Source organism: Amycolatopsis sp. NPDC058986 (assembly GCF_042741125.1).
Classification (GTDB): domain Bacteria; phylum Actinomycetota; class Actinomycetes; order Mycobacteriales; family Pseudonocardiaceae; genus Amycolatopsis.
Genome location: NZ_JBHYJW010000010.1, coordinates 1 through 21,795 on the forward strand (window position 1 = coordinate 1; position 21,795 = coordinate 21,795).

The 21,795-nt window shown below is 69.3% G+C and carries 22 protein-coding genes; 10 read left to right on the forward strand and 12 right to left on the reverse strand.

From position 1 onward, the window contains the following. Nucleotides 1–105: 105 nt before the first annotated feature. Nucleotides 106–594, reverse strand: coding sequence for a MarR family winged helix-turn-helix transcriptional regulator (locus tag ACFW0G_RS11725; RefSeq protein WP_378324970.1), 489 nt, complete (start codon nucleotides 592–594; stop codon nucleotides 106–108). A 135-nt stretch (nucleotides 595–729) separates the two neighbouring features. Here ACFW0G_RS11725 and ACFW0G_RS11730 point away from each other — a divergent pair, with 135 nt between their 5' ends. Continuing rightward, on the forward strand, nucleotides 730–2,067 hold the full coding sequence (locus tag ACFW0G_RS11730) for an MFS transporter (RefSeq protein WP_378325201.1): 1,338 nt from the start codon (nucleotides 730–732) through the stop codon (nucleotides 2,065–2,067). Nucleotides 2,068–2,139: 72 nt separating this feature from the next. Here the strand turns inward: ACFW0G_RS11730 and ACFW0G_RS11735 are convergent, their stop codons facing one another. Next, complete coding sequence (locus ACFW0G_RS11735) at nucleotides 2,140–2,733, reverse strand: TetR/AcrR family transcriptional regulator (protein ID WP_378324971.1); 594 nt, start codon at nucleotides 2,731–2,733, stop codon at nucleotides 2,140–2,142. A gap of 102 nt (nucleotides 2,734–2,835) precedes the next feature. Here ACFW0G_RS11735 and ACFW0G_RS11740 point away from each other — a divergent pair, with 102 nt between their 5' ends. Further along, on the forward strand, nucleotides 2,836–3,615 hold the full coding sequence (locus ACFW0G_RS11740) for an SDR family NAD(P)-dependent oxidoreductase (RefSeq protein WP_378324972.1): 780 nt from the start codon (nucleotides 2,836–2,838) through the stop codon (nucleotides 3,613–3,615). A gap of 190 nt (nucleotides 3,616–3,805) precedes the next feature. On the opposite strand, the gene ACFW0G_RS11745 is transcribed toward ACFW0G_RS11740, so the two are convergent. The 5 genes from ACFW0G_RS11745 to ACFW0G_RS11765 form a co-directional block, all read right to left on the reverse strand. Then, entirely contained in the window at nucleotides 3,806–4,648 is an 843-nt protein-coding gene (locus ACFW0G_RS11745) for a nitroreductase/quinone reductase family protein (protein WP_378324974.1), read from the reverse strand. Between the two features lie 19 nt (nucleotides 4,649–4,667). Next, nucleotides 4,668–6,230, reverse strand: coding sequence for an acetolactate synthase large subunit (locus ACFW0G_RS11750; protein WP_378324976.1), 1,563 nt, complete (start codon nucleotides 6,228–6,230; stop codon nucleotides 4,668–4,670). 42 nt (nucleotides 6,231–6,272) lie between these two features. Further along, the gene (locus ACFW0G_RS11755) at nucleotides 6,273–7,646 is read right to left on the reverse strand and encodes an FAD-binding oxidoreductase (protein ID WP_378324978.1); all 1,374 of its coding nucleotides are present in this window, start codon (nucleotides 7,644–7,646) and stop codon (nucleotides 6,273–6,275) included. Between the two features lie 1,074 nt (nucleotides 7,647–8,720). Continuing rightward, nucleotides 8,721–9,218: a DUF3830 family protein gene (locus tag ACFW0G_RS11760; RefSeq protein ID WP_378324980.1), complete on the reverse strand. Its 498-nt coding sequence runs from the start codon at nucleotides 9,216–9,218 to the stop codon at nucleotides 8,721–8,723. A 3-nt stretch (nucleotides 9,219–9,221) separates the two neighbouring features. After that, complete coding sequence (locus ACFW0G_RS11765; protein ID WP_378324982.1) at nucleotides 9,222–10,478, reverse strand: aspartate aminotransferase family protein; 1,257 nt, start codon at nucleotides 10,476–10,478, stop codon at nucleotides 9,222–9,224. A gap of 173 nt (nucleotides 10,479–10,651) precedes the next feature. Between ACFW0G_RS11765 and ACFW0G_RS11770 the strand changes: the two genes are divergently transcribed. From ACFW0G_RS11770 to ACFW0G_RS11780, 3 genes are all read left to right on the forward strand, one after another. Beyond that, nucleotides 10,652–12,115 carry an NAD-dependent succinate-semialdehyde dehydrogenase gene (locus ACFW0G_RS11770; protein WP_378324983.1) on the forward strand — a complete coding sequence of 488 codons (1,464 nt, stop codon included), beginning with the start codon at nucleotides 10,652–10,654 and terminating at the stop codon, nucleotides 12,113–12,115. Further along, nucleotides 12,112–13,170: a tartrate dehydrogenase gene (locus tag ACFW0G_RS11775; protein WP_378324984.1), complete on the forward strand. Its 1,059-nt coding sequence runs from the start codon at nucleotides 12,112–12,114 to the stop codon at nucleotides 13,168–13,170. The genes ACFW0G_RS11770 and ACFW0G_RS11775 overlap by 4 nt, the downstream gene beginning before the upstream one ends. Before the next feature lie 78 nt (nucleotides 13,171–13,248). Further along, nucleotides 13,249–13,719, forward strand: a complete 471-nt coding sequence (locus ACFW0G_RS11780) for a DUF4262 domain-containing protein (protein WP_378324986.1) — start codon at nucleotides 13,249–13,251, stop codon at nucleotides 13,717–13,719. 7 nt (nucleotides 13,720–13,726) lie between these two features. Here ACFW0G_RS11780 and ACFW0G_RS11785 read toward each other — a convergent pair whose 3' ends face one another. The 3 genes from ACFW0G_RS11785 to ACFW0G_RS11795 form a co-directional block, all read right to left on the reverse strand. After that, a complete protein-coding gene (locus ACFW0G_RS11785; protein ID WP_378324988.1) occupies nucleotides 13,727–14,419 on the reverse strand; it encodes a GntR family transcriptional regulator in 693 nt (230 codons plus the stop codon). A 1-nt stretch (nucleotide 14,420) separates the two neighbouring features. Beyond that, on the reverse strand, nucleotides 14,421–15,149 hold the full coding sequence (locus ACFW0G_RS11790) for a maleate cis-trans isomerase (RefSeq protein ID WP_378324989.1): 729 nt from the start codon (nucleotides 15,147–15,149) through the stop codon (nucleotides 14,421–14,423). 89 nt (nucleotides 15,150–15,238) lie between these two features. Then, complete coding sequence (locus ACFW0G_RS11795; RefSeq protein WP_378324990.1) at nucleotides 15,239–15,994, reverse strand: Asp/Glu/hydantoin racemase; 756 nt, start codon at nucleotides 15,992–15,994, stop codon at nucleotides 15,239–15,241. Between the two features lie 162 nt (nucleotides 15,995–16,156). Here ACFW0G_RS11795 and ACFW0G_RS11800 point away from each other — a divergent pair, with 162 nt between their 5' ends. Both ACFW0G_RS11800 and ACFW0G_RS11805 read left to right on the forward strand, forming a co-directional pair. Beyond that, nucleotides 16,157–17,086: a D-2-hydroxyacid dehydrogenase gene (locus ACFW0G_RS11800; protein WP_378324991.1), complete on the forward strand. Its 930-nt coding sequence runs from the start codon at nucleotides 16,157–16,159 to the stop codon at nucleotides 17,084–17,086. Continuing rightward, complete coding sequence (locus tag ACFW0G_RS11805) at nucleotides 17,083–18,468, forward strand: amidase (RefSeq protein WP_378324992.1); 1,386 nt, start codon at nucleotides 17,083–17,085, stop codon at nucleotides 18,466–18,468. Before ACFW0G_RS11800 ends, ACFW0G_RS11805 begins: the two co-directional genes overlap by 4 nt. 4 nt (nucleotides 18,469–18,472) lie before the next feature. Here ACFW0G_RS11805 and ACFW0G_RS11810 read toward each other — a convergent pair whose 3' ends face one another. After that, nucleotides 18,473–19,147, reverse strand: a complete 675-nt coding sequence (locus ACFW0G_RS11810) for an ArsR/SmtB family transcription factor (RefSeq protein ID WP_378324993.1) — start codon at nucleotides 19,145–19,147, stop codon at nucleotides 18,473–18,475. A 64-nt stretch (nucleotides 19,148–19,211) separates the two neighbouring features. Between ACFW0G_RS11810 and ACFW0G_RS11815 the strand changes: the two genes are divergently transcribed. The 3 genes from ACFW0G_RS11815 to ACFW0G_RS11825 are packed head-to-tail and all read left to right on the forward strand — an operon-like array spanning nucleotide 19,212 to nucleotide 20,566. Then, nucleotides 19,212–19,700, forward strand: coding sequence for a MaoC family dehydratase (locus ACFW0G_RS11815; protein ID WP_378324994.1), 489 nt, complete (start codon nucleotides 19,212–19,214; stop codon nucleotides 19,698–19,700). 21 nt (nucleotides 19,701–19,721) lie between these two features. Further along, complete coding sequence (locus ACFW0G_RS11820) at nucleotides 19,722–20,072, forward strand: metalloregulator ArsR/SmtB family transcription factor (protein WP_378324995.1); 351 nt, start codon at nucleotides 19,722–19,724, stop codon at nucleotides 20,070–20,072. Then, on the forward strand, nucleotides 20,069–20,566 hold the full coding sequence (locus tag ACFW0G_RS11825; protein WP_378324996.1) for an SRPBCC family protein: 498 nt from the start codon (nucleotides 20,069–20,071) through the stop codon (nucleotides 20,564–20,566). The genes ACFW0G_RS11820 and ACFW0G_RS11825 overlap by 4 nt, the downstream gene beginning before the upstream one ends. On the opposite strand, the gene ACFW0G_RS11830 is transcribed toward ACFW0G_RS11825, so the two are convergent. Continuing rightward, a complete protein-coding gene (locus ACFW0G_RS11830) occupies nucleotides 20,542–21,783 on the reverse strand; it encodes an MFS transporter (protein WP_378324997.1) in 1,242 nt (413 codons plus the stop codon). The two genes, ACFW0G_RS11825 and ACFW0G_RS11830, sit on opposite strands and share 25 nt — an antisense overlap. Nucleotides 21,784–21,795: the final 12 nt, after the last annotated feature.

Sequence of the window (21,795 nt, forward strand, 5' to 3'; positions counted from 1 at the left end):
TTAACTACACTGCATATCGCGGGGGGCCCCCGGGCATATTTGTTATTGGCGGGGGGGTTGTGTTTGGGGTCTCTTCCCGGGTTTGTCATGCGAGGAAAGTCCCCTTCAGCTCTTCTCGCCGCGCGGCCAGGGAGTCGTGCCCTGCAGGGCCTCGATGTCCTCGTTGAACCGGCGCAGCAGCTCGAAGAACGTGTGCCGGTCCGCGGCGGACCAGTGCGTCATGATCATGTCGAGACCGGCCCGGTGCTGGGCCTGGTCCTGGCCCAGCTTCCGTTTTCCTTCCTCGGTCGCCCGCAGTTTCCGTGCCAACCCGCCGCCGGGGTCCGGGATGCGCTCGGCGAGTCCCTGCCGCAGCAGCGCGGCGACCTGCCGGTTGACCGTGGAGACGTCGAGACCGAACGCTTCCGCCAGTTCCCGCAGTGACATCGGCTGGTCCGCTTCCAGCCTGCTGAGCAGCAGGAACGCCGAGCGCTCCAGCGCGAGCGGGGTCGCCAGGCTGTGCGGCAGCACCTGGTGACGGCTCAGCAGTTTCAGCTCGCGGCTGAGCCCGTTCAGCACGTCGACTCGATCACGTACGGTCCGTTCGCCGGTCATGGATGTGTATGATCCACAACGTGTGTATCGTGCACAAACCGGCTCGCTGGGGTATTCGTGTCTCGTCCGGGTGACTCCCGTAATCCGTCGCTGGTCGTGGGCGTCCTCGCCTCCTGCGGCCTGGTCGTCTCCTTCATGCAGACGCTGGTCGTGCCCCTGATCCCAGCGTTTCCCCGGCTTCTGGACACCACCGCGACCAATGCGTCCTGGGTGGTCACGGTGACGTTGCTGGCGGCCGCGGTGGTGACGCCGGTGAGCGGCAGGCTCGGCGACCTCTACGGCAAGCGCAGGGTCGTCGTGGGCAGCCTTGTGCTGCTCATCCTCGGCTCCGTGCTGTGCGCGCTGACCAGTTCGCTCGCGCTGATGATCGTCGGCCGGGCGCTGCAGGGCCTCGCGATGGGCATCGTCGCGCTCGGCATCAGCATCATGCGCGACGAAATCCCGCCCGAGCGTGTCGGCGGCGCCGTCTCGCTGATGAGCGCGACGCTCGGGGTCGGCGGCGCGCTCGCGCTCCCGATCGCCGCGCTCGTCGCCGAAAACCTCGACTGGCACGTGCTTTTCTGGGGCTCCAGCGCACTCGGTGCGATCTGCCTGGCGCTGATCCTGTTCGCAGTGCCGGAATCGCCGGTACGCACCCCTGCCCCGTTCGACTACCTCGGCACGCTCGGGCTCGCCGCCGGGCTGATCTGCCTGCTGCTGCCGATCGTCAAGGGCGGTGAATGGGGCTGGGGCAGCGGCATCACACTCGGTCTCGCCGCCGCGTCGGTCGTGCTCCTCCTGCTGTGGGGCTGGTACCAGTTGCGCCGCCGCGATCCCCTCGTCGATCTGCGGGTGTCCGCGCGACGGCCGGTGCTGTTCACGAATCTGGCGTCGATCCTCGTCGGTTTCGCCTTGTACGCCATGTTTTTGTCGTTCCCGCAGCTGCTGCAGGCTCCCACGGCGACCGGCTACGGACTGGGCCTGACGATGCTCGTCGCCGGCCTCTGCCTGATGCCCAACGGCCTGGTGATGATGCTGCTGTCGCCGGTGTCGGCGCGGCTGACCGCCCGCTTCGGCGCGCGTAGCACGCTGATGATCGGCGCGGCGGTGATCGCGCTCGGCTACGTCTTCGCGCTTTTCTTGCTGGACAACGCTTTCGAGCTGATCGCCGCGTCGGTGATCATCGGCGCCGGGGTCGGCATCGCCTATGCCGCGATGCCGTCGCTGATCATGGGCGCGGTGCCGGTGAGCGAGACCGGCGCGGCCAACGGGCTCAACTCGCTGATGCGCTCGGTGGGCACCTCGACCTCCAGCGCGGTGATGTCGACGATGCTCGCGAACATGACGATCACCGTCGGCGCGGTGACCGCGCCCTCGCTGACCGGCTTCCGCGCGACGTTCGTCGTCGCCGGGGTGGCGGCGCTGGCCGGTATCGGCTTCACCGCGCTGGTACCGAAGACCCGGAAGGAAACCGGCGAACTCGTCGCCGCCTAGCGCGCTCCCCGAGTCACGGGTATCGCGCCGGGCGCGGTCGCCGCCGAGCGCGGACCTCGTCGCGGCGCGTGCTCACCTGCCGGGTCCTGGGGTGCCGGTCGCCCAGGCGCGCGCGGCCGACGCGGCGATCGTGTCGATGCGTGGCGGGTCGACGACATGGCGGAGGTTCCCGCCGACAGTGAGGGCGGCGACGCCGTGCGCGATCGACCACAGTTCGGCGGCGCGATCCACGAGTTCCGCCGGTGGGACGTGGGGCGAGAGCGCTTCCGCCAGCTGTGTCTGGACGCGGCGGGTCTGGTCGAGTAGCTCGGGATGGGCGGTCTTGTCGATTCCGGCGGCGAACATGACCTCGAACCGTGCCGGGTCCTCACGGGCGAACGCGACGTAGGCGACGGCGATCTGCGCGGCGCGGCCGGTGAGCGTCGGCTCCAGGGCGAGGGCGGTGAACCGCGCCTCCAGTTCGGTGAAAGCGTGCTGGGCGGTGGCGGCGAGCATCGCGTCGCGGTCGGCGAAGTGACGGTATGGCGCCGAGGGGGACACGCCGGCGCGGCGGGCGGCCTCGGAAACGCTGAATCCCTTCGCGCCACGTTCCCGGACCAGCTCGGTGGTCGCGTCCAGGAGCGCGTTCCGCAGATCGCCGTGATGATACGTGTCTCGCCCAGCCATGGATCCTCCCAATGTTGAAGCCTCTCACATACTTGGCTACTCTCAATGTGAGAGCTTATTACATCGAGAGTGGGCGGCCGGCTGGCCGTGGACGGGAGACCGATGCGGTACACAGGGACCACCGCGCTCGTGACCGGGGCGAGTTCCGGGATCGGCGCCGAGTTCGCGCGCCGGCTGGCCCATCGTGGCGCGGACGTGGTGCTCGTCGGGCGACGGGAGGATGTGTTGCGGGAACTGGCGGCGGACATCACCGCGCGGACGGGACGCCTGGCGCGTCCGGTGGCGTTCGATCTGCACACCGAGCGCGGCGGGCCGCTGCTCAAGAAGCGGCTGGACGCGCTGGAGATCCGGGTGGACACAGTGGTCAACTGTGCCGGTATGGGGCTGACCAAGTCGTTCGCGGACTCCACCGAGGACGAGGTGCGCGCGCAGCTGCACCTCGACATCGTCGCCCTGGTGGAGATCTGCCATGCCTTCCTGCCGGATCTGGTCGCCTCCGGGCGTGGTGCGTTGCTGAACGTCGGGAGCCTGACCGGATACCTGCCGGTGCCCTTCATGGCCGTCTACTCGGCGGCGAAGGCGTTCGTGATCCGCTTCACCGAGGCGCTCGCGCACGAGCTGCGCGCCGCGGGGCCGACGGTGATGGTTGTCTCGCCGGGACCGACGCGCACCGAGTTCTACGCGCGTGGCGGCACCGACACCAGCGGCACCCGGTTCCAGACACCGGAGCAGGTGGTGACCACGGCGCTGAAGGCACTCGACCGGCGTACCCCGCCGGTCAGCGTCATCTCCGGTGGCGCGAACCGCCTCGTCCGCCGCCTCGTCGCACTGCTGCCGACCCGCACCGCGCTCAAGCTCGCGGAGTCGCGACCTGCCACGTAACCGGCAAGCGCGGCTGCCGAAAGCCCGGCGGGACATCGGCGAACCGTGTGACGTGTCAGGGCGGACTCCGCTCGCCAGTGTTCTGGAACGCCGAAATCAGCCACCCTCCGGTGCCCTGGACGCGACGAAGGTCTGGACCGAATCCGCTCCGGTCGGCACTGTCTGTCCCTCGGTCCGTGATCCCTGAGTGCTAGTCGAGGTCGACGCGCACGGTGAGCAGGTTCGTGCCCACCGTGCGCACGACGAGACTGTTGAACCACGGCAGTTTCCGCAGCCGTACCCGAGGATCGTCGTCGTCCACAATGGACGCCGTGCCGGTGTGCCAGCGGCCCTTGACCTGGAGCCGGACTCGCGGCTGCGCCTCCAGGTTGCGGACGTACTGCGACTGACGGCCGAATTCGGTGACGATCCAGAACGTGGCGCCTTCGAGCCGTCCGCCGATCGGCGTCTCCCTGGGCAGACCGGAACGCCGCCCGACGGTTTCGAGCACGGCTTCCCCCGGCAGGAACCGCGCGACGCGGCGGGAGATCGGGTTCGCGAGATGCCGTTGGAACCAGAGAACGGCCAGGGGCGGGGCGGGCCGCCGCGCCGCGTCGGTGAGCAGGAGACGCAACGACCAGTGGTGAAACCGGGTGATGAGCCGCCACACCACCCGGCTTGGGACACTGCGAAGCTTGACGAAGGTCGCCAGTGTCACCGCGGAGTCGCTGGTGCGCAGGACCAGATTCGCGCCGAGCCCGAGCCGCCAGTCGACCGAGAGCCGGATGTGGTCGTCGTCGCGCTCGTCGATCTTCCAGCCCAGCAGGTGATCCGCCGATCGGAGCGGGCCGAGGCGCGCACCGAGCAGCGACCAGCCGAGGACGAGGAAACGCCGCAGGGGCCCGTTTTCCAGCACGTCCCGCAGCCATTGCTCGGGGCTGCGGGACCTCGCCTTCGCGGTGTCCATGCGGAACGTGTCCGCGTAGTCGACGCGGTCGAGCACGACCAGCGAACGGATCTCGCCGGGCGGGTCGATCTTCGTCACGGTCGGCATGTCTGTCCCTTTCGGACGGTCAGAACAGCGGCGGGACGACGGCGTCGATCAGGTGCGGGCCCGGTTCGGCCAGCGCCCGCGCGAACTGCTCGGCCAGCTCCTCGGCGGTGGTCGCCCGTGTCGCCGGAACGCCCATTCCCTCGGCGATCTTCACGAAGTCCATGTCCGGCCGGGACAGGTCGAGCAGCTCGTTCGCCTTGGGGCCACCGCTTTCCGCGCCGACGCGCTGCAACTCCAGCCGCAGGATCGCGTACGCGTGGTTGTTGAGCACCACCGTCGTCACGTTCAGGTTCTCGCGCGCCTGTGTCCACAGCGCCGAAATCGTGTACAGCGCACTGCCGTCGGACTGCAGGTTGACCACCGGCCGCTCCGGCGCCGCGATCGCCGCGCCGGTGGCCACCGGCATGCCGTACCCGATGGCGCCACCGGTCAGCGTCAGGACGTCGTGGCGGGGCGCGCCCGCCGTCGCCGCGGGCAGCAGCAGCCCGGAGGTGTTGGCCTCGTCGGCGATGATCGCGCGCTCCGGCAGCAGCGCCCCGATCACCTCGACCCAGTTCTGCGGGGTCAGCGGCCCGGACGGCACCGCGGGCCGGGAAGGTTGCTGCAGCACGGGTTCCGTGTCCGCGGCGACCAGTTCGGCGACGTCGGCCAGCGCGGCGACGACGTCCTGCCCGACGCCGGCGAGCGTGTGCACCTGCGCGCCCTCGGGCACGAGATCGCTCGGCTTCCCTGGGTAGGCGAAGAACGAAACCGGCGCCTTCGTCCCGGCGACGATCACGTGCTTGACGCCGTCGAGCTGGTAGACGACCTGCTCGGCGAGATAGCCGAGCCGCTCGATCGGCGGCAGGCCGGCCCCGCGCTCCAGCCGCGACGGGAACGTCTCGACGAACACCTTCACCCCGGTCGCCGCCGCGATCCGGCTCGCCGCCAGCAATCCCGGCTCGAAGCAGGCGGCGCCACCGATGAGCAGCGCGACCGGCTCACCGCTGCCCAGCACCTCGGCGACGCTCTTCACCGTGGTGGCGTCGACCGGCTGAGGTGCTTGCGGCGCAACGGTTGTGCCGACCTCGCCGCCTTCGCCCCACGAGACGTCCGCGGGCAGGATCAGCGTGGCGACGCGGCCGGGTGCGTCCTGCGCGGCCGCGACCGCCGCGGCGGCGTCGGCCCCGATGTCCTTCGGGTGTGCCGACCGGCGGATCCAGCCTTCGAGCGAGCCCGCGACGGCGTCGATGTCGGATTCCAGCGGCGCGTCGTACTGCTTGTGGTAGGTCGCGTGATCGCCGACGACGTTGACGATCGGGGTGTGCGCGCGGCGGGCGTTGTGCAGGTTCGCCAGGCCGTTGCCGAGGCCGGGCCCCAGATGCAGCAGCGTCGCGGCCGGTTTGCCCGCGATGCGCGCGTAGCCGTCCGCGGCACCCGTGACGACGCCCTCGAAAAGCCCGAGCACGCCCCGCATTTCGGGGACGGAGTCGAGCGCGGCCACGAAGTGCATCTCCGACGTGCCGGGGTTGGCGAAGCACACGTCGACACCGGCCTCGACCAGTGTGCGGATCAGGGACTGGGCGCCGTTCAGATCGGTCATGCTCTGCGCTTTCTCTCTATCCACTGTGTCTATCCACTGTGTTCATCCGAACAGGACGGACGGGTTGAGAATCCCGGCCGGGTCGAAGGCCTGCTTGAGACGTCGCATCAACGCGATCTTCGCCGGATCCTCCAGCTCGCGGTAGTACCCGGTCTTGCTCTTGCCGAGCCCGTGCTCGCCGGAGATCGCGCCGCCCAGCGCCATCGCCAGCCCGAAGATGTCGGTCAGCAGTTTCTTCCGCGTCGCCGGGTCCTTGCAGAAGATCGCAAGGTGGACGTTCCCGTCGCCGGCGTGCCCGCAGCCGAGTGCGCCCCCACCCGTGGCCTGCGCCATTTCCCGGGACTTGACAAGGAATTCCGGCATCGCCGAACGGGGGACCACGACGTCGATGACGTCGTCGGCCCCGACGGTTTTGGCGGTCCAGAAGGCTTTCTCCCGTGCTTCGATGAGCTTGCGCGCGGAGCTTCCTTCGAGCACGTAGACCTCGGTGGCGCCCAGTTCGCCGAGCAACTCGCCCAGGGCCTCGACGTCTTCGTGCAATCGGTCTTCGTGCCGGTTCTCCAGCGCCACCACGAGGTAGGCCTGGGTCCTGTCGCGGATGTCGTCGGGGACGCCGAGTTCGAGCTTCTCGGTGTAGACGATCGCGCCCATCGTCATGGTGTCGATGTATTCGAGGATGTGCGGGTCGAGACCGGCGGCGACGATCTTCGGCACCGCGGTCATCACCTGGTCGAGATCGCCGAACGGGGCGAGCACGGTGGCACCGTGCGGAAGCCGGGGGTGGAGCTTGACCGTGACCTCGGTGGCGAGCGCGAGGCTGCCCTCGGAGCCGATGATGAGCTGGGTCAGGTCGTAGCCGGTGGAGATCTTCGAGACCTTGCCGCCGGTCCGGATGATCTCCCCGGTCGGGAGTACCGCCTGCAGCCCGAGGACATTGTGGCGGGTCACGCCGTACTTGACCGCGCGCATACCCCCGGCGTTGGTCCCGACGTTCCCGCCGACGCTCGCGCTCAGCTCGCCGGGGTAGACCGTGTAGCCGAGCCCCGCCGCGGTGGTCTTCGCGTCCAGTTCGGACAGTGTGACGCCCGGCTGGACGACCGCGACGTGGTTGACCGTGTCGACCTCCAGCACGGCGTTCATCCGCTCGAACGAGACCACCAGCCCGTCCGCTTCGGGACGGCAGCCGCCGGAGATGCCGGTGGCGGAACCACGCGCGGTGACCGGAATGCCGAGTTCGGACGCGGCCTTGAGCAACTCCGCGACTTCCTCCGCCGTCGACGGCTTCGCGACGTACGCCGGCATCCTCGGCTCGAAGCTCAACGCCTCGTCGTGCCCGTAGTCCTCCGAGATCGCCTCGCCGACCAGCAGGTTCTTGTCCCCGACGATCCCGGCCAGCCGTGCCGCCCCATCGCCCATCGACAGCCTCACCCTCGTGCGCCGTTGCCTTGTTACCGCAGCGTAGTCCTTGGCGGTGACCGCTGGCCATGAACGTTCTTCACGTTTACTAGGAGGTGGGTTCCGGTGCCGCCTCATCGACCGCGTCGCGGGGCAGCTCGCCGAACCGGGCCCGCGGGTGTGCGCGAAGACAAGCACACCTTCACTCGATGGGAGCCGCCTGAATCGGCGGGTTCCTCAGGCGGTGAACCTTCGTGGGTTTGTCACCACGTACGAGGTAAGCCGTTCGGGGCTTTCGTATTCGTCGGTGGAACGTCGGGGAAATGAGGGCAGCCCGGCCGCCGTGAACGGCGCCGGGCTGTTTTCAAGACCAATTGTTCACCGGTGTTTTCCGGCGAGGTGGTCGGGGGCCGACCCGCGCCAACGTGCCGACCCCCGGTCGTTCAGATGTGCCGGGTCAGACGAGCCAACCGAGCAGGTGCGCCAGGTGTGCGAGCACGCCCGTGAGGATGTCGTGGGCGTGGTGCGCGTGCTGGGCGAACATCTGCATTTCAGGTCTCCCTTTATCGGATTTGTTTTCCTGGGTGCTCTCGCGATGAGCAAGGGGAGATTTTCAGGTGGTTGGCGCGGTGTCAAAAAACGTCGGCGTCCCTTTTTCAGCCGTGGCAGGGAGCACGTAATCCTCCTACGATAAACACGTAAGGCTTTCGTGTTTTGCGGTGGGGTCTCCCTTTCGGCGGTCGACCACTCTGGGTAGTAGCTGTAGTCGCGATCACTCTGGGTGATGGCGATCTTGATACGGCAACCGGGCGGCACTGTCCCACGAAATGGTGAAGGTGTTGCCACTAATGGTGAAACTCTGGAGGTTCACACGGCCGGGTGATCGCCGGGCCGACCTCGACGTGATGCCCCAGCGTCACCGCTCCGGCGAGTCCCACCTTCGGATGCCCGAGTTCCCCGTTCGGGGTGCGAGAGTCGGGCTGCACTGAAGGGCGCCTTCAGCACATCCAGTCGTACATGCCGCGAGCGACGCGTTCGAGACGATCAACGTCCCGAACGCGTCGTTCAGGGCAACGAGCCGAGCCGCCGCAACTCTCAGGCGCGGGCGAAGCTCAGCGTCTCGCCTTCGACCCCGCGCAGCCAGAGGTCCTGCGCCGCGGCGGCCATCTCCGCGAGTCCCTCCTCGATCGTCGCGAAGACGTTGCCGGGTACCCAGCCCGCGTCCCCGTTGATCAGCAGGTTGTTACGGCCGTAAAAGATCGCGAGGTCCGTCGCGCCTTGATCGCTGTGCGCCTCACTGCCGGAGTCGTAGCCGTACGCCGGGTTCCCGATCTCCCAAGCCTCGAAGCCGAAGTACACGACGTCGCCTGGAATCGGCGTGATGGTCGGGTTTTCCCGCCCCGGCTTCGGGTCGGCGAAGGGTGGCACGAGCGTGTAGACCTCGTTGCGCGCGTACTTCGCGTGGTACGCCGAACCGCTCTGCGGCAACGCGTCCCACACCGCGCGGCACGTCCGCGGGGCTTCGTCGTCGAGCAGCCTGGCGCGACACGAAACGCCGCGCTTGTCCAGGGTGATGGTGATGTAGCGTGCCATGGCTCAGCTCCCCGTGACCGATGAGACGACGTCGCCCCAGATGCGCAGCGCGTCGTCGACTTGCGCCGCGTCGACCACCAGCGGCGGCACCATGCGGACGACGTTCATGAAGGCCCCGCAGGTCAGCAGCAGCAAACCGTTCTCCGCGGCGGCTTTCTGCGCCTTCTGCGCGGTCGCGGTGTCCGGCTCGCCGTCCGGCGTGGTGAACTCCGTGCCCACCAGCAGGCCGAGCCCGCGCACCTCGCCGATCGCGGCCGTCTTGTCCGCGATCAGCCGCGCGCCCTCGAGCAGCTGACGTCCTCGCTCGGCCGCGTTCTCGACCAGACCCTCGCGCTGGATGACGTCCAGCGTCGCGATCGCCGCCGCGCACGACACCGCGTTGCCACCGTAGGTCCCGCCCTGCGAGCCCGGCCATGCCTTGGCCATCAGCGATTCCGGCGCCGCGATGCCCGACAGCGGGAACCCGCTCGCGAGCCCCTTGGCGATGAGCACGACGTCCGGCTGGACGTCGAAGTGGTCGTGGCCCCAGAAGCGCCCGGTGCGGCCGAACCCGGTCTGCACCTCGTCGAGCACCAGCAGGATCCCGTGTGCGTCGGCGCGTTCCCGCAGTCCGGCGAGGAATTCCGTGTTCGCCGGGACGTAGCCGCCTTCGCCGAGCACGGGTTCGACGAAGAACGCCGCCGTCTCGTTCGGTGCGCTCACGGTCGCGAACAGGTAGTCCAGCTCGCGCAGCGCGAACTTCGTCGCGGTCTGCTCGTCCCAGCCGTAGTGGTACGCGTACGGGAACGGGGCGACGTGCACGCCGGCCATCAGCGGTCCGATGCCCGCGCTGAACCGCGTTCCCGACGTCGTCATCGTCGCCGCGGCGACCGTGCGGCCGTGGAACCCGCCCTGGAACACGATGACGTTCGGCCGTCCGGTCGCCTGCCGCGACAGCCGCAACGCCGCTTCGACGGCTTCGCTGCCGGAGTTCGAGAAGAACAGGGAGTCGAGCCCGCTCGGCAGGACGTCTCCGAGCCGCTTCGTCAGCTCCAGGAGCGGCTTGTGCATCACGGTCGTGTACTGGCCGTGGATGAGCTTGCCGATCTGTTCCTGTGCCGCGCGGACCACGTCCGGATGGCAGTGTCCGGTACTCGTCACGCCGATCCCGGCGGTGAAGTCGAGGTGACGTTTCCCGTCGACGTCGTAGAGGTACACCCCTTCACCGTGGTCGACCACGACGGGAGTTGCCTGCTTGAGCAGCGGGGAGAGCTGGGCCATGGCAGTGGTGCTCCTAGGTCGGGCGGAACAGTTGTCGATTGTTGACAATATCCATAGCATGGCCGGGGAGACAACACGGAGGAGCAGGCTGGGATGAGCGACGCTTGCGAGCGAATCGAGGGCATCATGCGCCAAAAGGGATTCAACACTGTCTCGCGGAGCGAGGCGATCGCATGAGCGCGATCACCGAGACCGGCGTCGTCGACGCGGTCGGCAAGGAACTGTTCATCGGGGGCAAATGGGTCGCCGCGACCGGCGGGAAGACGTTCGCGGTCCAGGACCCGGCGACGGGCGCGGAGCTGTGCCAGGTGGCCGACGCTTCGCCCGCTGACGGCGTCGCGGCCCTCGATGCCGCCGTCGCCGCGCAGGCGGACTGGGCGGCGACAGCGCCGAGGGAGCGCGGGGAGATCCTGCGCCGCGCCTACGAGCTGCTGGTCGCGCGCAGCGAGGAACTCGCGCTGCTGATGACGCTGGAGATGGGCAAGCCGCTCGCCGAATCGAAGGGCGAGATCACCTACGCCGCCGAGTTCTTCCGCTGGTTCGCCGAGGAGGCGGTCCGCATCGACGGCGGCTACGCGGTCGCCCCCAATGGTGCCGGGCGGTTCCTGGTGACCAAGCAGCCGGTCGGCCCGTCACTGCTCATCACGCCGTGGAACTTCCCGATGGCGATGGGCACGCGCAAGATCGGCCCCGCCGTCGCGGCCGGCTGCACGATGGTGATCAAACCCGCCGCGCAGACACCGCTGTCGATGCTCGCGCTGGCCGGGATCCTCGCCGAAGCGGGACTGCCCGCCGGGGTGGTCAACGTCCTCACCACGCATGATTCCGGCGGCGTGATGGAGCCGCTCATCCGCGACGGCCGCGCGCGCAAGCTGTCGTTCACCGGCTCCACCGGGGTCGGCAGGAAGCTGCTGGAACAGTGTGCGGACAAGGTGTTGCGCACCTCGATGGAACTCGGCGGCAACGCACCGTTCCTGGTCTTCGCCGACGCCGATCTCGACGCCGCTGTCGAGGGCGCGATGCTGGCGAAGATGCGCAACATCGGTGAGGCGTGCACCGCCGCGAACCGCTTCTACGTGCAGCGCGACGTCGCCGACGAGTTCGCGCGCAGGCTCACCGAGCGCATGCAGGCGCTGCCGATGGGCCGCGGCACCGAAGAAGGCGTCGTGGTGGGGCCGCTGATCGACGAGAAGGCCGTCGCGAAGGTCACCGAACTCGTCAAGGACGCCACCGACAGGGGCGCGCGGGTGCTCACCGGTGGCGCGGGCGTCGACGGACCCGGCCACTTCTACCAGGCCACCGTGCTCACCGACGTGCCGCAGGAGGCACGCATGACCTCGGAGGAGATCTTCGGGCCGGTCGCGCCGATCACGCCGTTCGACACCGAGGACGAGGCGGTGGCGAAGGCCAACGACACCGAATTCGGGCTGGTGTCCTATCTGTACACCAGCGACGTCAAGCGGGCGTTGCGGGTCTCCGAGCGGCTGGAGGCCGGGATGATCGGGCTCAACCAGGGCATCGTGTCGAACCCGGCGGCGCCGTTCGGCGGGATCAAGCAGTCCGGCCTCGGCCGCGAGGGCGGCTCGGTCGGCATCGACGAGTTCCTCGAGGTCAAGTACATCGCGGTGAATCTGTGAAGACCTACCGCATCGCGAGCATCCCGGGCGACGGGATCGGTGTCGACGTTACGGCCGAGGCCCGCAAGGTCCTCGACCGTGCCGCCGGGCAATTCGGTTTTTCCTTGGCGTGGACCGAATTCGACTGGAGCTGCGAGCGCTACACCCGCACCGGGTCGATGATGCCGGAAGACGGTATCGAGCAGTTGTCCGCGTTCGACGCGATCCTGCTCGGTGCTGTCGGCTTCCCCGGCGTCGCGGACCACGTTTCGTTGTGGGGCTTGCTGATCCCGGTGCGGCGCGCGTTCTCGCAATACGTCAACCTGCGTCCGGTGCGGCTGCTTCCGGGCACGACGTCGGTGCTGGCCGGGCGCAAGGCCGAGGAACTCGAGATGGTGATCGTCCGGGAGAACTCCGAGGGCGAGTACTCGGCCATCGGCGGGCGTCACAACACCGGACAACCGGGTGAATTCGTTGTGCAGGAATCGGTTTTCACCCGGGTCGGCGTCGAGCGGATCATCCGGTACGCCTTCGACCTCGCGCGCACGCGCGACGGCCGGGTGTGCTCGGCGACCAAGTCGAACGGCCTGATCCACTCGATGCCGTTCTGGGACGAGATCTTCGCCGAGGTCGCCGCCGGATATCCGGACGTCCACAGTGAACAGTGCCATGTGGACGCGCTCGCCGCGCGGATGGTGCAGGCGCCGGAACGGCTCGACGTCGTCGTCGCGTCGAACCTGTTCGGCGACATCCTCAGCGATCTCGCGGCCGCGATCACCGGCGGACTGGGCATGGCGCCCTCCGGAAACATCAATCCATCGGGTGAACATCCTTCGATGTTCGAGGCGGTCCACGGAAGCGCTCCGGACATTGCCGGACAGGGCATCGCGAACCCGGTCGCGCAGATCCTCGCCGCCGCGATGATGCTCGAACATCTGGGCGAAACCGATGCCGCGCAAGCGATCCGTGCCGCCGTCGACCGGACGCTCGGCGATCCCGCCGCGGTCACGCCCGACCTCGGCGGCACCGCTACCACAGCCCGGCTCGGTTCGGTAGTCGCCGAGAATCTCGGCTGATCGCCCGCCCCGTTTCGTCGGTGCCCTCCCCGACACTGGCTCCCGCTCACCCACAACCGAGCAGGAGGGGGCATCAGGATGTGCTGGCAGTGCGAAAATCCCGACAAGACCCGGGCCGACTATCTGCGCTACGTCCGCACCGTGATCGGCAAGTGCGGCTGGATGGTGCAGGGAGTGGAGGGATCGAGACACAGCCCGCCGTGGGCCTACACGATCGGGCTCACCGAACGGAAGCTGCCGGAACTCGTCGTCACCGGGTTGCCGCTGTACCCGGCGGGGTCGCTGCTCAACTGCGTGGCCGAGCACGCGTGCCATGCGGAGCCGCCTGAGCACGGGGAGCAGTACACGCTGCGCGACGGGCCGTCGATCGAGGTCGTCGAGCTCGCCGAGCCGTCGGCGCACCTGGTCATGGCCGTGGGCCTCTACGGCCCGGGAATCCGGGCGCGGCAACTGGTTTACGCCGATGACGACGGGTTCTGGCCGTGGGACGCGAAGTTCCGCGGAGGACGCGGTGGCCAGCCGGTGCTGGGGGTGCGTTGTGCTTCCTGAATCCCGCTCAACCGACCGGGGGAGCCTCGCTCTGCGTCAGGCTGGTGCCGGGCGCGAGCCGTCGCACGGCGTCCTCCATGTGGGCCTCCAGGAGGGCCAGCGCGCTCGCCTCGTCCCCGGCGCGCAGCGCTTCGATGATGTGCGTGTGTTCCTCGACGCGTTCTTCGACCCGCTGATACGTCCCCTGAAGTGCGGCGAGGCACATCCGCGTTTCGATGAGGAGGGTGCGGGCCATGCGGACGAGCCGCTTGCTGCCCGAGGCCTCGATCAGCGCCTCGTGGAAACGCAGGTCCGCGGTGGAGATCGCGGAGGGGTCGTCCGCGCCGGCCGCGGTGGCCATCTCGACGACAGCCTGTTCGAGAGTGACGGCGACCTGCTCGCGATCCCCGCGCAACGCCCGCAGCAGGGCGGCGCGTTCGATGGCCCACCGGGCGGAGTAGATGTCGTAGACGTCGCCGGGGCCGAGGTCTATGACGAACAGCCCGCGGTGCCGTTCGCTGCGCAGCAGCCCCTCGGAGACCAGGTGCTGCATCGCCTCGCGCAGCGGCCCCCGTGACACCTGGAAGCGGGCGGCGAGGTCGGTCTCACCGAGCTGGGTGCCGGGTGGCAGCGCACCGGTCATGATCGCCTCGCGCAGCTGGCGAGCGATGATGCCCGCGGTGGATTCCCGGCTGACCGGTTCTATGTCGGACAGGCTCATCTCACGCGTTCCCCGTCTGGAACAGCGCGCCGAGGGTGCGGACGAGCGGGGCCTGTCCGACCAGGCGCAGTCCCTCCCAGACGGTGACCTGGTTGGCGGTCAGCACGGGTTTGCCGAGGCGGGCCTCGACGGCGTTGATCTCGCCGAGCGTGCGCATCGCGGTGTCCGGTACCAGCACCGCGTCGGCGTCCGGGTGATCGTGCCCGGCGGCGAGTTCGATGACCGCTTCCGGCTCCAGCGCGCCGACCTCGGCCGCGGTGTCGATGTCCGCGCTGGACATCGACACCACCTCGACCCCGCCCGCGGCGAGGAAGTCCACGAACAGCCGGGCGACGTCGTCGGGATAGCTCGCCGTCACGGCGACCCGCCGCACGCCGAGCGCCTTGGCGGCGTGCACGAACGCGAAGGAGGTACTCGAAGCCGGGACGCCGGCGACGGCGGCCAGCCGGTCCGCCTGGTCCCGCGCGCCTTCCCAGCCGTAGACGAAGCTGCCGCTGGTGCAGGCCCAGACCACCGCGTCGGGCTCGTGCTTGGCGAGCAGCGACGCGCCCTCGGCGAGCCGTGCCTCGCTGCCGAGGTCGAGGAGCTCGGGTACGGCGTGCAGGTCGGTGCCGTAGATGTGCTCGACCGGGAGCCGGATGCCGCTCCGATCGCCGCCCAGCAGTTGTTCGGCGAGCGGGTACTCGTCCTCGGCGGCGTGGTCCGGGTAGATGAAGCCGATGGTGGTCACGGAACCTCCGGGAAGCAGCGCAAATTGTCGACAATCCTAACAACGGCGGGAAACTTCACTCCTCCGGGTGGATGCGAAAGGGGGTGGCACTAAGGAACAGGGGGCTGGGTGATCTCGCGGAGCCACTTGCCGGGCCCGACCACGGGCAGTCCCATGCGGCGCAGGCAGGCCCACATCGTCAGCTGGTTGGCGGTGAACACCGGTTTGCCGAGCGCGGCTTCCAGCGGGTCGATCAGGTCGTAGGTGGGGAGGTTGGTGCAGCTGACGAAGATGGCGTCGGCCGCGCTGTGGTCCGCGGCGAGGATGCGTTCGGCGATGGTCCGGTAGCTGACCTTCCAGATGCCGCCACCGAGGCCGAGGTGATCGCTCGACACCGTGGTGACGCCGATTTCGGCGAGGAAGTCGTGCAGCTTCCCGGTGAGGTCGGCGTCGTACGGGGTCAGCACCGACACCTGGCGCAGGTCGAGGCTGTGCAGCACCTCGGCCAGCGCGCCGGAAGTGGTCACCGCGTCCGGGGCGCCGGCGTCGCAGATGGCCTTGGTGAGGGAGCGTTCGTAGTCGACGCCGTTGACGAAACTGCCCGAGGTGCAGAGATAGGCGACGACCTCGGGCTCGACGTGCAGGACGTCCCTCGTCGCGGCGGCGAGGTGCCGCTGGTCGCTCACCAGCTGGGCCATCTCCATGCTGACCGGCACCGGTTCGTACGGGGTTCTCGCCAGGTGCAGGGAGACCTCCATCGGCACCCAGCGCCACAGTTCGCGTTCCAGGGCGAGGTCGAACGGGGCGATGACACCGATGCCCCGCTGTGCCAACGGCCCTTCGAACGCGAGGAAATCAAGGTCCAAGGCTAGCCCTCCGGAGAGCGTCTGAAGATGACAGGTCCGGTCGCTCCGGGGGTCAGTCCTCGGATTGTTGACAATCATACGAGCGGCTCCTACCGTGTCAACGTGATCGCGTCGGATTCCCCGGTTTTGGCGGTGCTGTGCGGCGCTGGCCAACCACCAGACATGCGCGCTATCGAAGCCGACGCGGTGGTTCGTTACACGGACGCGGCGGGACTGCCCGATGCGTTATCGGGGGCGGACATCCTCTTCGTGTACGACTTCCTCTCCACCGCGGTGCCCGGGGCGTGGCACGCGGCCGACCGGCTGCGCTGGCTGCACATCGCCAGTGCCGGTGTCGACCCGGTGTTGTTCCCCGGGCTGCGCGAGAGCGACGTGGTGCTGACGAATTCGCGTGGGGTGTTCGACGGCGCGATCGCCGAGTACGTCCTGGGCGTGATCCTCGCCTTCGCGAAGGGCTTCGCCCGTTCGCTGGACCTGCAACGGCAGAGCCGCTGGCTGCACCGCGAGAGCGAGCGCGTCGCCGGGCGGGAGGTGCTGGTGGTCGGCACCGGGCCGATCGGCAGGGCGATCGCGCGGCTGCTGCGCGCGGCGGGGATGCGGGTGAGCGGCGCGGGACGCCGGGCCCGTAGCGGCGACCCGGACTTCGGCGTCGTGCACGGTGCGGACGAAATGCCGGGTTGCCTGTCCGCCGCGGACTACGTCGTCGCCGTGGCGCCGCTGACGGAGCAGACGAAGGGCATGTTCGACGCGGCGGCGTTCGCGGCGATGAAACCGTCCGCGCGGTTCGTCAACGTCGGCCGCGGCGAGCTCGTGGTGACCTCGGACCTCGTCGCGGCGCTGGGCGGGGGCGGTATCGCCGGCGCCGCGCTCGACGTGTTCGAAACCGAGCCGCTGCCGCCGGAGAGTCCACTGTGGACCATGGAGAACGTGCTGGTGTCGCCGCACATGTCCGGCGACTTCGTCGGCTGGCGGAACACGCTGGTTGAGGTGTTCCGGGAGAACTTCGGCCGGTGGCGAGCGGGGGAACCGTTGCACAATGTCGTGGACAAGCAGCTCGGGTACGTGCCGTCACCGGAAGTCAGGACTGGATGAACGAAACGACATTGTTGACCGCCAGCGAACTCGTCGCCGCGTACGCCACCGGCGAGCTTTCCCCGGTCGAGGCGACGCAGAACGCGCTCGGGGTGATCGAGGAACGTGAGGACGAGGTCAACGCCTACTGCCTCGTCGACGCCGATCGCGCGCTGGAACAGGCGAAAGCTTCCGAAATCCGCTGGCGTGACGGCAATCCGATCGGCTGGCTGGACGGCGTCCCGATCTCGATCAAGGACATGTTCCTGACCCAGGGCTGGCCGACCGTGCGCGGCTCGAAGTGCATCGACCCCGAGCAGCCGTGGGACGTCGACAGCCCGGTCACCGCGCGGGTGCGGGAAAACGGCCTGGTGGTGCTGGGCAAGACCACGACACCGGAGATCGGCTGGAAGGGCGTCACGGACAGCCCGCTCAACGGGATCACCCGCAATCCGCACGACCCCGCGAAGACCGCGGGCGGGTCGAGCGGCGGCAGCGCCGCGGCCGTCGCGGCGGGCATGGGCGAGCTTTCGGTGGGCACCGACGGCGGTGGCTCGGTCCGGATACCGGCGTCGTTCTGCGGCATAGTCGGCCTCAAACCGACTCACGGCCGCATCCCGCTCTTCCCGGCGAGCCCGTTCGGCCCGCTTTCGCACGCGGGCCCGATGGCGCGGTCGGTGGACGACACCGCGTTGCTGCTCGACATCCTGTCGCTGCCCGATCACCGCGACCCGACCGCGCTCGACACGGCGCTCGGGGCCTACCGCGAGGCGGTCCGGCGTGACGTGCGCGGGCTCATCGCGGCGTACTCGCCGACGCTGGGCTACGTCGACGTCGACCCCGAGGTCGCCGCGATCGTCGCCTCCGCCGTCGCGGCGTTGGAGGAGGCCGGGCTGAGCATCGAGGAAACCGATCCCGGTTTCTCAGATCCGAAGGCCGCCTTCGATGTCCTCTGGTCCGCCGGCGCGGCCAAACTGCTCGACACCTTCCCGGCGGGTTCCGAGGAGAAGGTCGACCCGGGACTTCGCCGGGTCTGGGAGAAGGGCCGTACGTACTCGGCGAGCGACTACCTCGGCGCGCTCGCCGACAAGGCCACACTCAGCATCCTGATGGGCGAGTTCCACACCCGGTACGACGTCCTGATCACGCCGACCCTGCCGATCACCGCTTTCGAGGCCGGCCACGACGTCCCGCCCGGCAGCGGGCTGAGCGAATGGCCGGAGTGGACGCCGTTCAGCTACCCGTTCAACCTGACCCAGCAGCCCGCGATCAGTGTGCCCGCCGGGCGTACGACGTCCGGGCTGCCGGTCGGGCTGCAGATCGTCGGGCCACGGCATTCGGACGATCTGGTGCTGGCGGTCGCGAAACTGCTCGAAGAGGTCCGTCCGTGGGCATCGCGCTGATCGGCTAGAAACCCAGCTCCGCCAAGCGTTCTCGGCCCGCGGCGGTGATCCGCAGTGCCCGCCCGGCCGGGCGGCGGCGTACCCAGCCCGCCGCGAGCAGGCTCCAAAGCAGGGCACTCCCCAGCGCGCCCGCGAGGTGTGTCGTGCCGTGCGACCAGTCGACACAGGCACGCACGCCCGCGCGGCCGGGCTCGAGTCCGGTGATCTCCAACGCCGCCAGCAGCGGATGGCCGAACGTGCGCACCACGCCGGTCTCGCCGGGTGCGAGTGCGGGCACGATGTCGTCCTTCCGGAGCACGATGGCGATTTCGACGCCGAGTTGCCCGGCGAGATGGCCGTAACAGATCCGGGCCGCCAGGATCGCGTCCGTGGGCGGCACCGGTTGGAGCGTGCCGGGCAGCCGGGGCGGGGCGAGCGCGGCGAGGGCTTCGACGAGCTGGGCGACCTCGGGCCCGGCCAGCCGATGCAGCCGCCGCCGTCCCGCGTCGGTGACGTGCACCAGTCCCGACGCGCACAGCATCCGCAGATGCGAGCTGGCCGTCGACGGCGCGATTCCGGCGACCGTGGCCAGGCGGCGGGCGGTGTGCGCCTCGCCGTCCATCAGCTGGAGCAGCATCGCGGCGCGAGCCGGTTCGCCGATCGCCCTGGCGACCGTCGCGATGTCGGGCTCTGTGCGCACGCGTTCAGGCTAGCCGCATGATTGTTCGCCGCGGATCGAAGCTTTCCCGTGGCAGGCTGCCGCCATGACCACGACCGAAGCGTTCGCCGTCCCGATCGGTGAACGGTATTTCGAGGATTACCGGCCCGGCGCGGCGTACGAGTTCGGTCACGCCGCGTTCACCGAGGCGGAGATCGTCGAGTTCGCGCGGCGGTTCGACCCGCAGAGCTTCCACGTCGACCGGGAAGCGGCCCAGGACGGCCCGTTCGGCGGGCTCATCGCCAGCGGCTGGCACACCGCGAGCGTGCTGATGCGGTTGTTCGCCGATCACTATCTGTCCACAGTGGCCAGTCTCGGCGGGCCGGGCGCCGACGAACTGCGCTGGCTCAAGCCGGTCCGTCCCGGTACCGCGGTCCGGCTACGGGTCATGGTGCTGGACACCCAGCCCTCGCGGTCGAAGCCGGACCGCGGTCTGGTGCGCACCTTGGCCGAGCTGATCGATCAGGACGACGACGTGGTCCTTCGCCTGACCGTGCTCAACTTCCTGCGGCGAAAGGCCTTCCCCAACGCGTAACTCATCGGTTACGCTTCATCCGTGGACGTCGCGGGCGCGATAGCGGACCCGGTCCGTCGCGAGATTCTCCTCCTGCTCAGGAAGGAGAATCTCGCCGCGGGCGAGATCGCCGAGCGGTTCGACATCAGCAGGCCCGCGATCAGCAGGCACCTGCGGGTCCTGCGCGAGAGCGGCCTCGTGCGCGACGAGCCGGACGGCCGTCGTCGCGTCTATGTGCTCGATACGGCGCCACTGGCCGAGCTCGCCGGCTGGCTGGCCCGGTTCCTGCGGCCCTCGGGCTGGGAACACCGGCTCGACGCGCTGGAGACCGAGGTCCAGCGCACCCGGCGTGCCCGCACGAGGGCACGCGACGACGAGGAGGACATCGCATGACTCCCACTCCGACCGGGCGGCTCCTGCGCACGGCCGACGGCTGCGATCTGGTGCTGGAGCGTACTTTCCGCGCGCCGATCGACGACGTCTGGGCGAGCGTGACCGAACCGGAGAGCACCGCGCGGTGGTTCGGTGCCTGGAAGGGCGATGCCGCGCCCGGCCGCACCGTTCAGGTCCAGATGGCCTTCGAAGAGGGCGCGCCGTGGTTCGAGCTGCGCATCGACGCCTGCGAGCCGCCGCGCCGGCTCGCCGTGTCCACAGTGGACGAGAACGGGAGCTGGCGGCTGGAGCTGCTGTTGACCGTGACCGAAGGCGCGTGCGTGCTGCGGCTGGTCCAGCACCTCGAATCCGACGCCGGTATCGGCGACATCGGCCCCGGCTGGGAGTACTACCTCGACCAGCTCGTCGCGTCCGGAGTGGACGGTCCGCTGCCCGCCTTCACCGACTACCACCCCGGCCAGAAGGCGTACTACGAGGCGCTCGCCGGGCGCTGAGCCTCGGGAACCTTGCGGACCAGGCCGCGCACCTGGCGGCTGCACAGCGCGAGCGCCGTCGCGAGGACCACGAGCACACCGCCGCCGATCAGCGTCGCCTCCCTGCCGACGTGCTCCACCAGCGGGCCGGCACTGATCTCGCCCAGCGGCAACGCGATGAACGAGCCGAGCATGTCGTAGGAGTACACCCTGGCGAGCTTGTCCTCCGGCACGTTCTCCTGCAACGAAACGTCCCACGCGACGGCGAACTGCTCGACCGCCAGGCCGGAGACGAACATCGCGAACAGCAACGGCAGCAAGACCGGTGACCAGCCGAGGGTGAACAGCGGTATCGAGTCGAGCGCCACCATCAGTACGCCGAACATCAGGGTGTGGCGTGGTTGCCAGTGCGCCGCGAGGAGGCCACCAGCGAACGAGCCTGCGGTCTGGACGGCGAGCGCGAAACCCCAGCCCGCGCGGCCGAAGGAGTCGTCGGCGATGAGCGGGCCGACCACCATCAGCGCGCCGAAGGCCACGGCGTTGACCACCATGAACTGCAGGACGACGATCCACACCCAGGCGCGGGAGGCGAACTCCCGCCAGCCCTCGCGCAGCTCCGCGAGGGGTTTACTGTCCGGGACACGGGTGCCGCGCGGCAGCCGGATGCCGCGGTAGGCCAAGGCGGCGCCGAGGAACAGCGCGGAGTTCGCCGCGACCGCCCAGCCGGAGCCCACCGCCGCGACGATGACGCCGGCGATCGCCGCGCCGCCGATCCGGCCCGCGTTGGACAGCAGCCGGACCAGCGCGTTGGCCTGGCCGAGCTGTGCGGCGGACACGGTCTGCGGGGTGATCGCGGCCGCCGCGGGCAGCGAGATGGCCGCGACCGCGCCGTTGACCAGGCTGAGCGCGACCAGCAGCGGAATCGAAGCGAATCCACAAAGGACACTCGCGGCGATGAGGGCCTGGGTGACCGTCGCCGCCAGCTCGGTGCCCTGGAGGATCACCGAGCGCGGCAGCCGGTCGGCCAGCACCCCGCCGAAGAGCAGCAACAGGACGTTCGCCAGCGAGCGTGCGCCGACCACGATGCCGAGGTCGACCGCCGACCCCGTCAGGTCCACGACGGCGAAGGCCAGCGCGAGCGGCGCGACCGCGTTACCGAAGTCGGCGAACGTCCTGCCGGTGACCAGCAGCCGGAAATTGCGCTCGCGCAACGGGACGAGCAGCGTCCGCGCGCTCATGCGATCGCCTCG

Excerpts from the sequence above, each read along its gene's own strand:
- ACFW0G_RS11770 (WP_378324983.1), top strand. The coding sequence starts at position 10,652 with ATGAGCGCGATCACCGAGACCGGCGTCGTCGACGCGGTCGGCAAGGAA.
- ACFW0G_RS11780 (WP_378324986.1), top strand. The coding sequence starts at position 13,249 with ATGTGCTGGCAGTGCGAAAATCCCGACAAGACCCGGGCCGACTATCTG.
- ACFW0G_RS11825 (WP_378324996.1), top strand. The coding sequence starts at position 20,069 with ATGACTCCCACTCCGACCGGGCGGCTCCTGCGCACGGCCGACGGCTGC.
- ACFW0G_RS11815 (WP_378324994.1), top strand. The coding sequence starts at position 19,212 with ATGACCACGACCGAAGCGTTCGCCGTCCCGATCGGTGAACGGTATTTC.
- ACFW0G_RS11800 (WP_378324991.1), top strand. The coding sequence starts at position 16,157 with ATGCGCGCTATCGAAGCCGACGCGGTGGTTCGTTACACGGACGCGGCG.
- ACFW0G_RS11755 (WP_378324978.1), bottom strand. The coding sequence starts at position 7,646 with ATGGGCGATGGGGCGGCACGGCTGGCCGGGATCGTCGGGGACAAGAAC.
- ACFW0G_RS11760 (WP_378324980.1), bottom strand. The coding sequence starts at position 9,218 with ATGGCACGCTACATCACCATCACCCTGGACAAGCGCGGCGTTTCGTGT.
- ACFW0G_RS11805 (WP_378324992.1), top strand. The coding sequence starts at position 17,083 with ATGAACGAAACGACATTGTTGACCGCCAGCGAACTCGTCGCCGCGTAC.
- ACFW0G_RS11725 (WP_378324970.1), bottom strand. The coding sequence starts at position 594 with ATGACCGGCGAACGGACCGTACGTGATCGAGTCGACGTGCTGAACGGG.
- ACFW0G_RS11740 (WP_378324972.1), top strand. The coding sequence starts at position 2,836 with ATGCGGTACACAGGGACCACCGCGCTCGTGACCGGGGCGAGTTCCGGG.
- ACFW0G_RS11745 (WP_378324974.1), bottom strand. The coding sequence starts at position 4,648 with ATGCCGACCGTGACGAAGATCGACCCGCCCGGCGAGATCCGTTCGCTG.
- ACFW0G_RS11735 (WP_378324971.1), bottom strand. The coding sequence starts at position 2,733 with ATGGCTGGGCGAGACACGTATCATCACGGCGATCTGCGGAACGCGCTC.
- ACFW0G_RS11830 (WP_378324997.1), bottom strand. The coding sequence starts at position 21,783 with ATGAGCGCGCGGACGCTGCTCGTCCCGTTGCGCGAGCGCAATTTCCGG.
- ACFW0G_RS11765 (WP_378324982.1), bottom strand. The coding sequence starts at position 10,478 with ATGGCCCAGCTCTCCCCGCTGCTCAAGCAGGCAACTCCCGTCGTGGTC.
- ACFW0G_RS11730 (WP_378325201.1), top strand. The coding sequence starts at position 730 with ATGCAGACGCTGGTCGTGCCCCTGATCCCAGCGTTTCCCCGGCTTCTG.
- ACFW0G_RS11785 (WP_378324988.1), bottom strand. The coding sequence starts at position 14,419 with ATGAGCCTGTCCGACATAGAACCGGTCAGCCGGGAATCCACCGCGGGC.
- ACFW0G_RS11750 (WP_378324976.1), bottom strand. The coding sequence starts at position 6,230 with ATGACCGATCTGAACGGCGCCCAGTCCCTGATCCGCACACTGGTCGAG.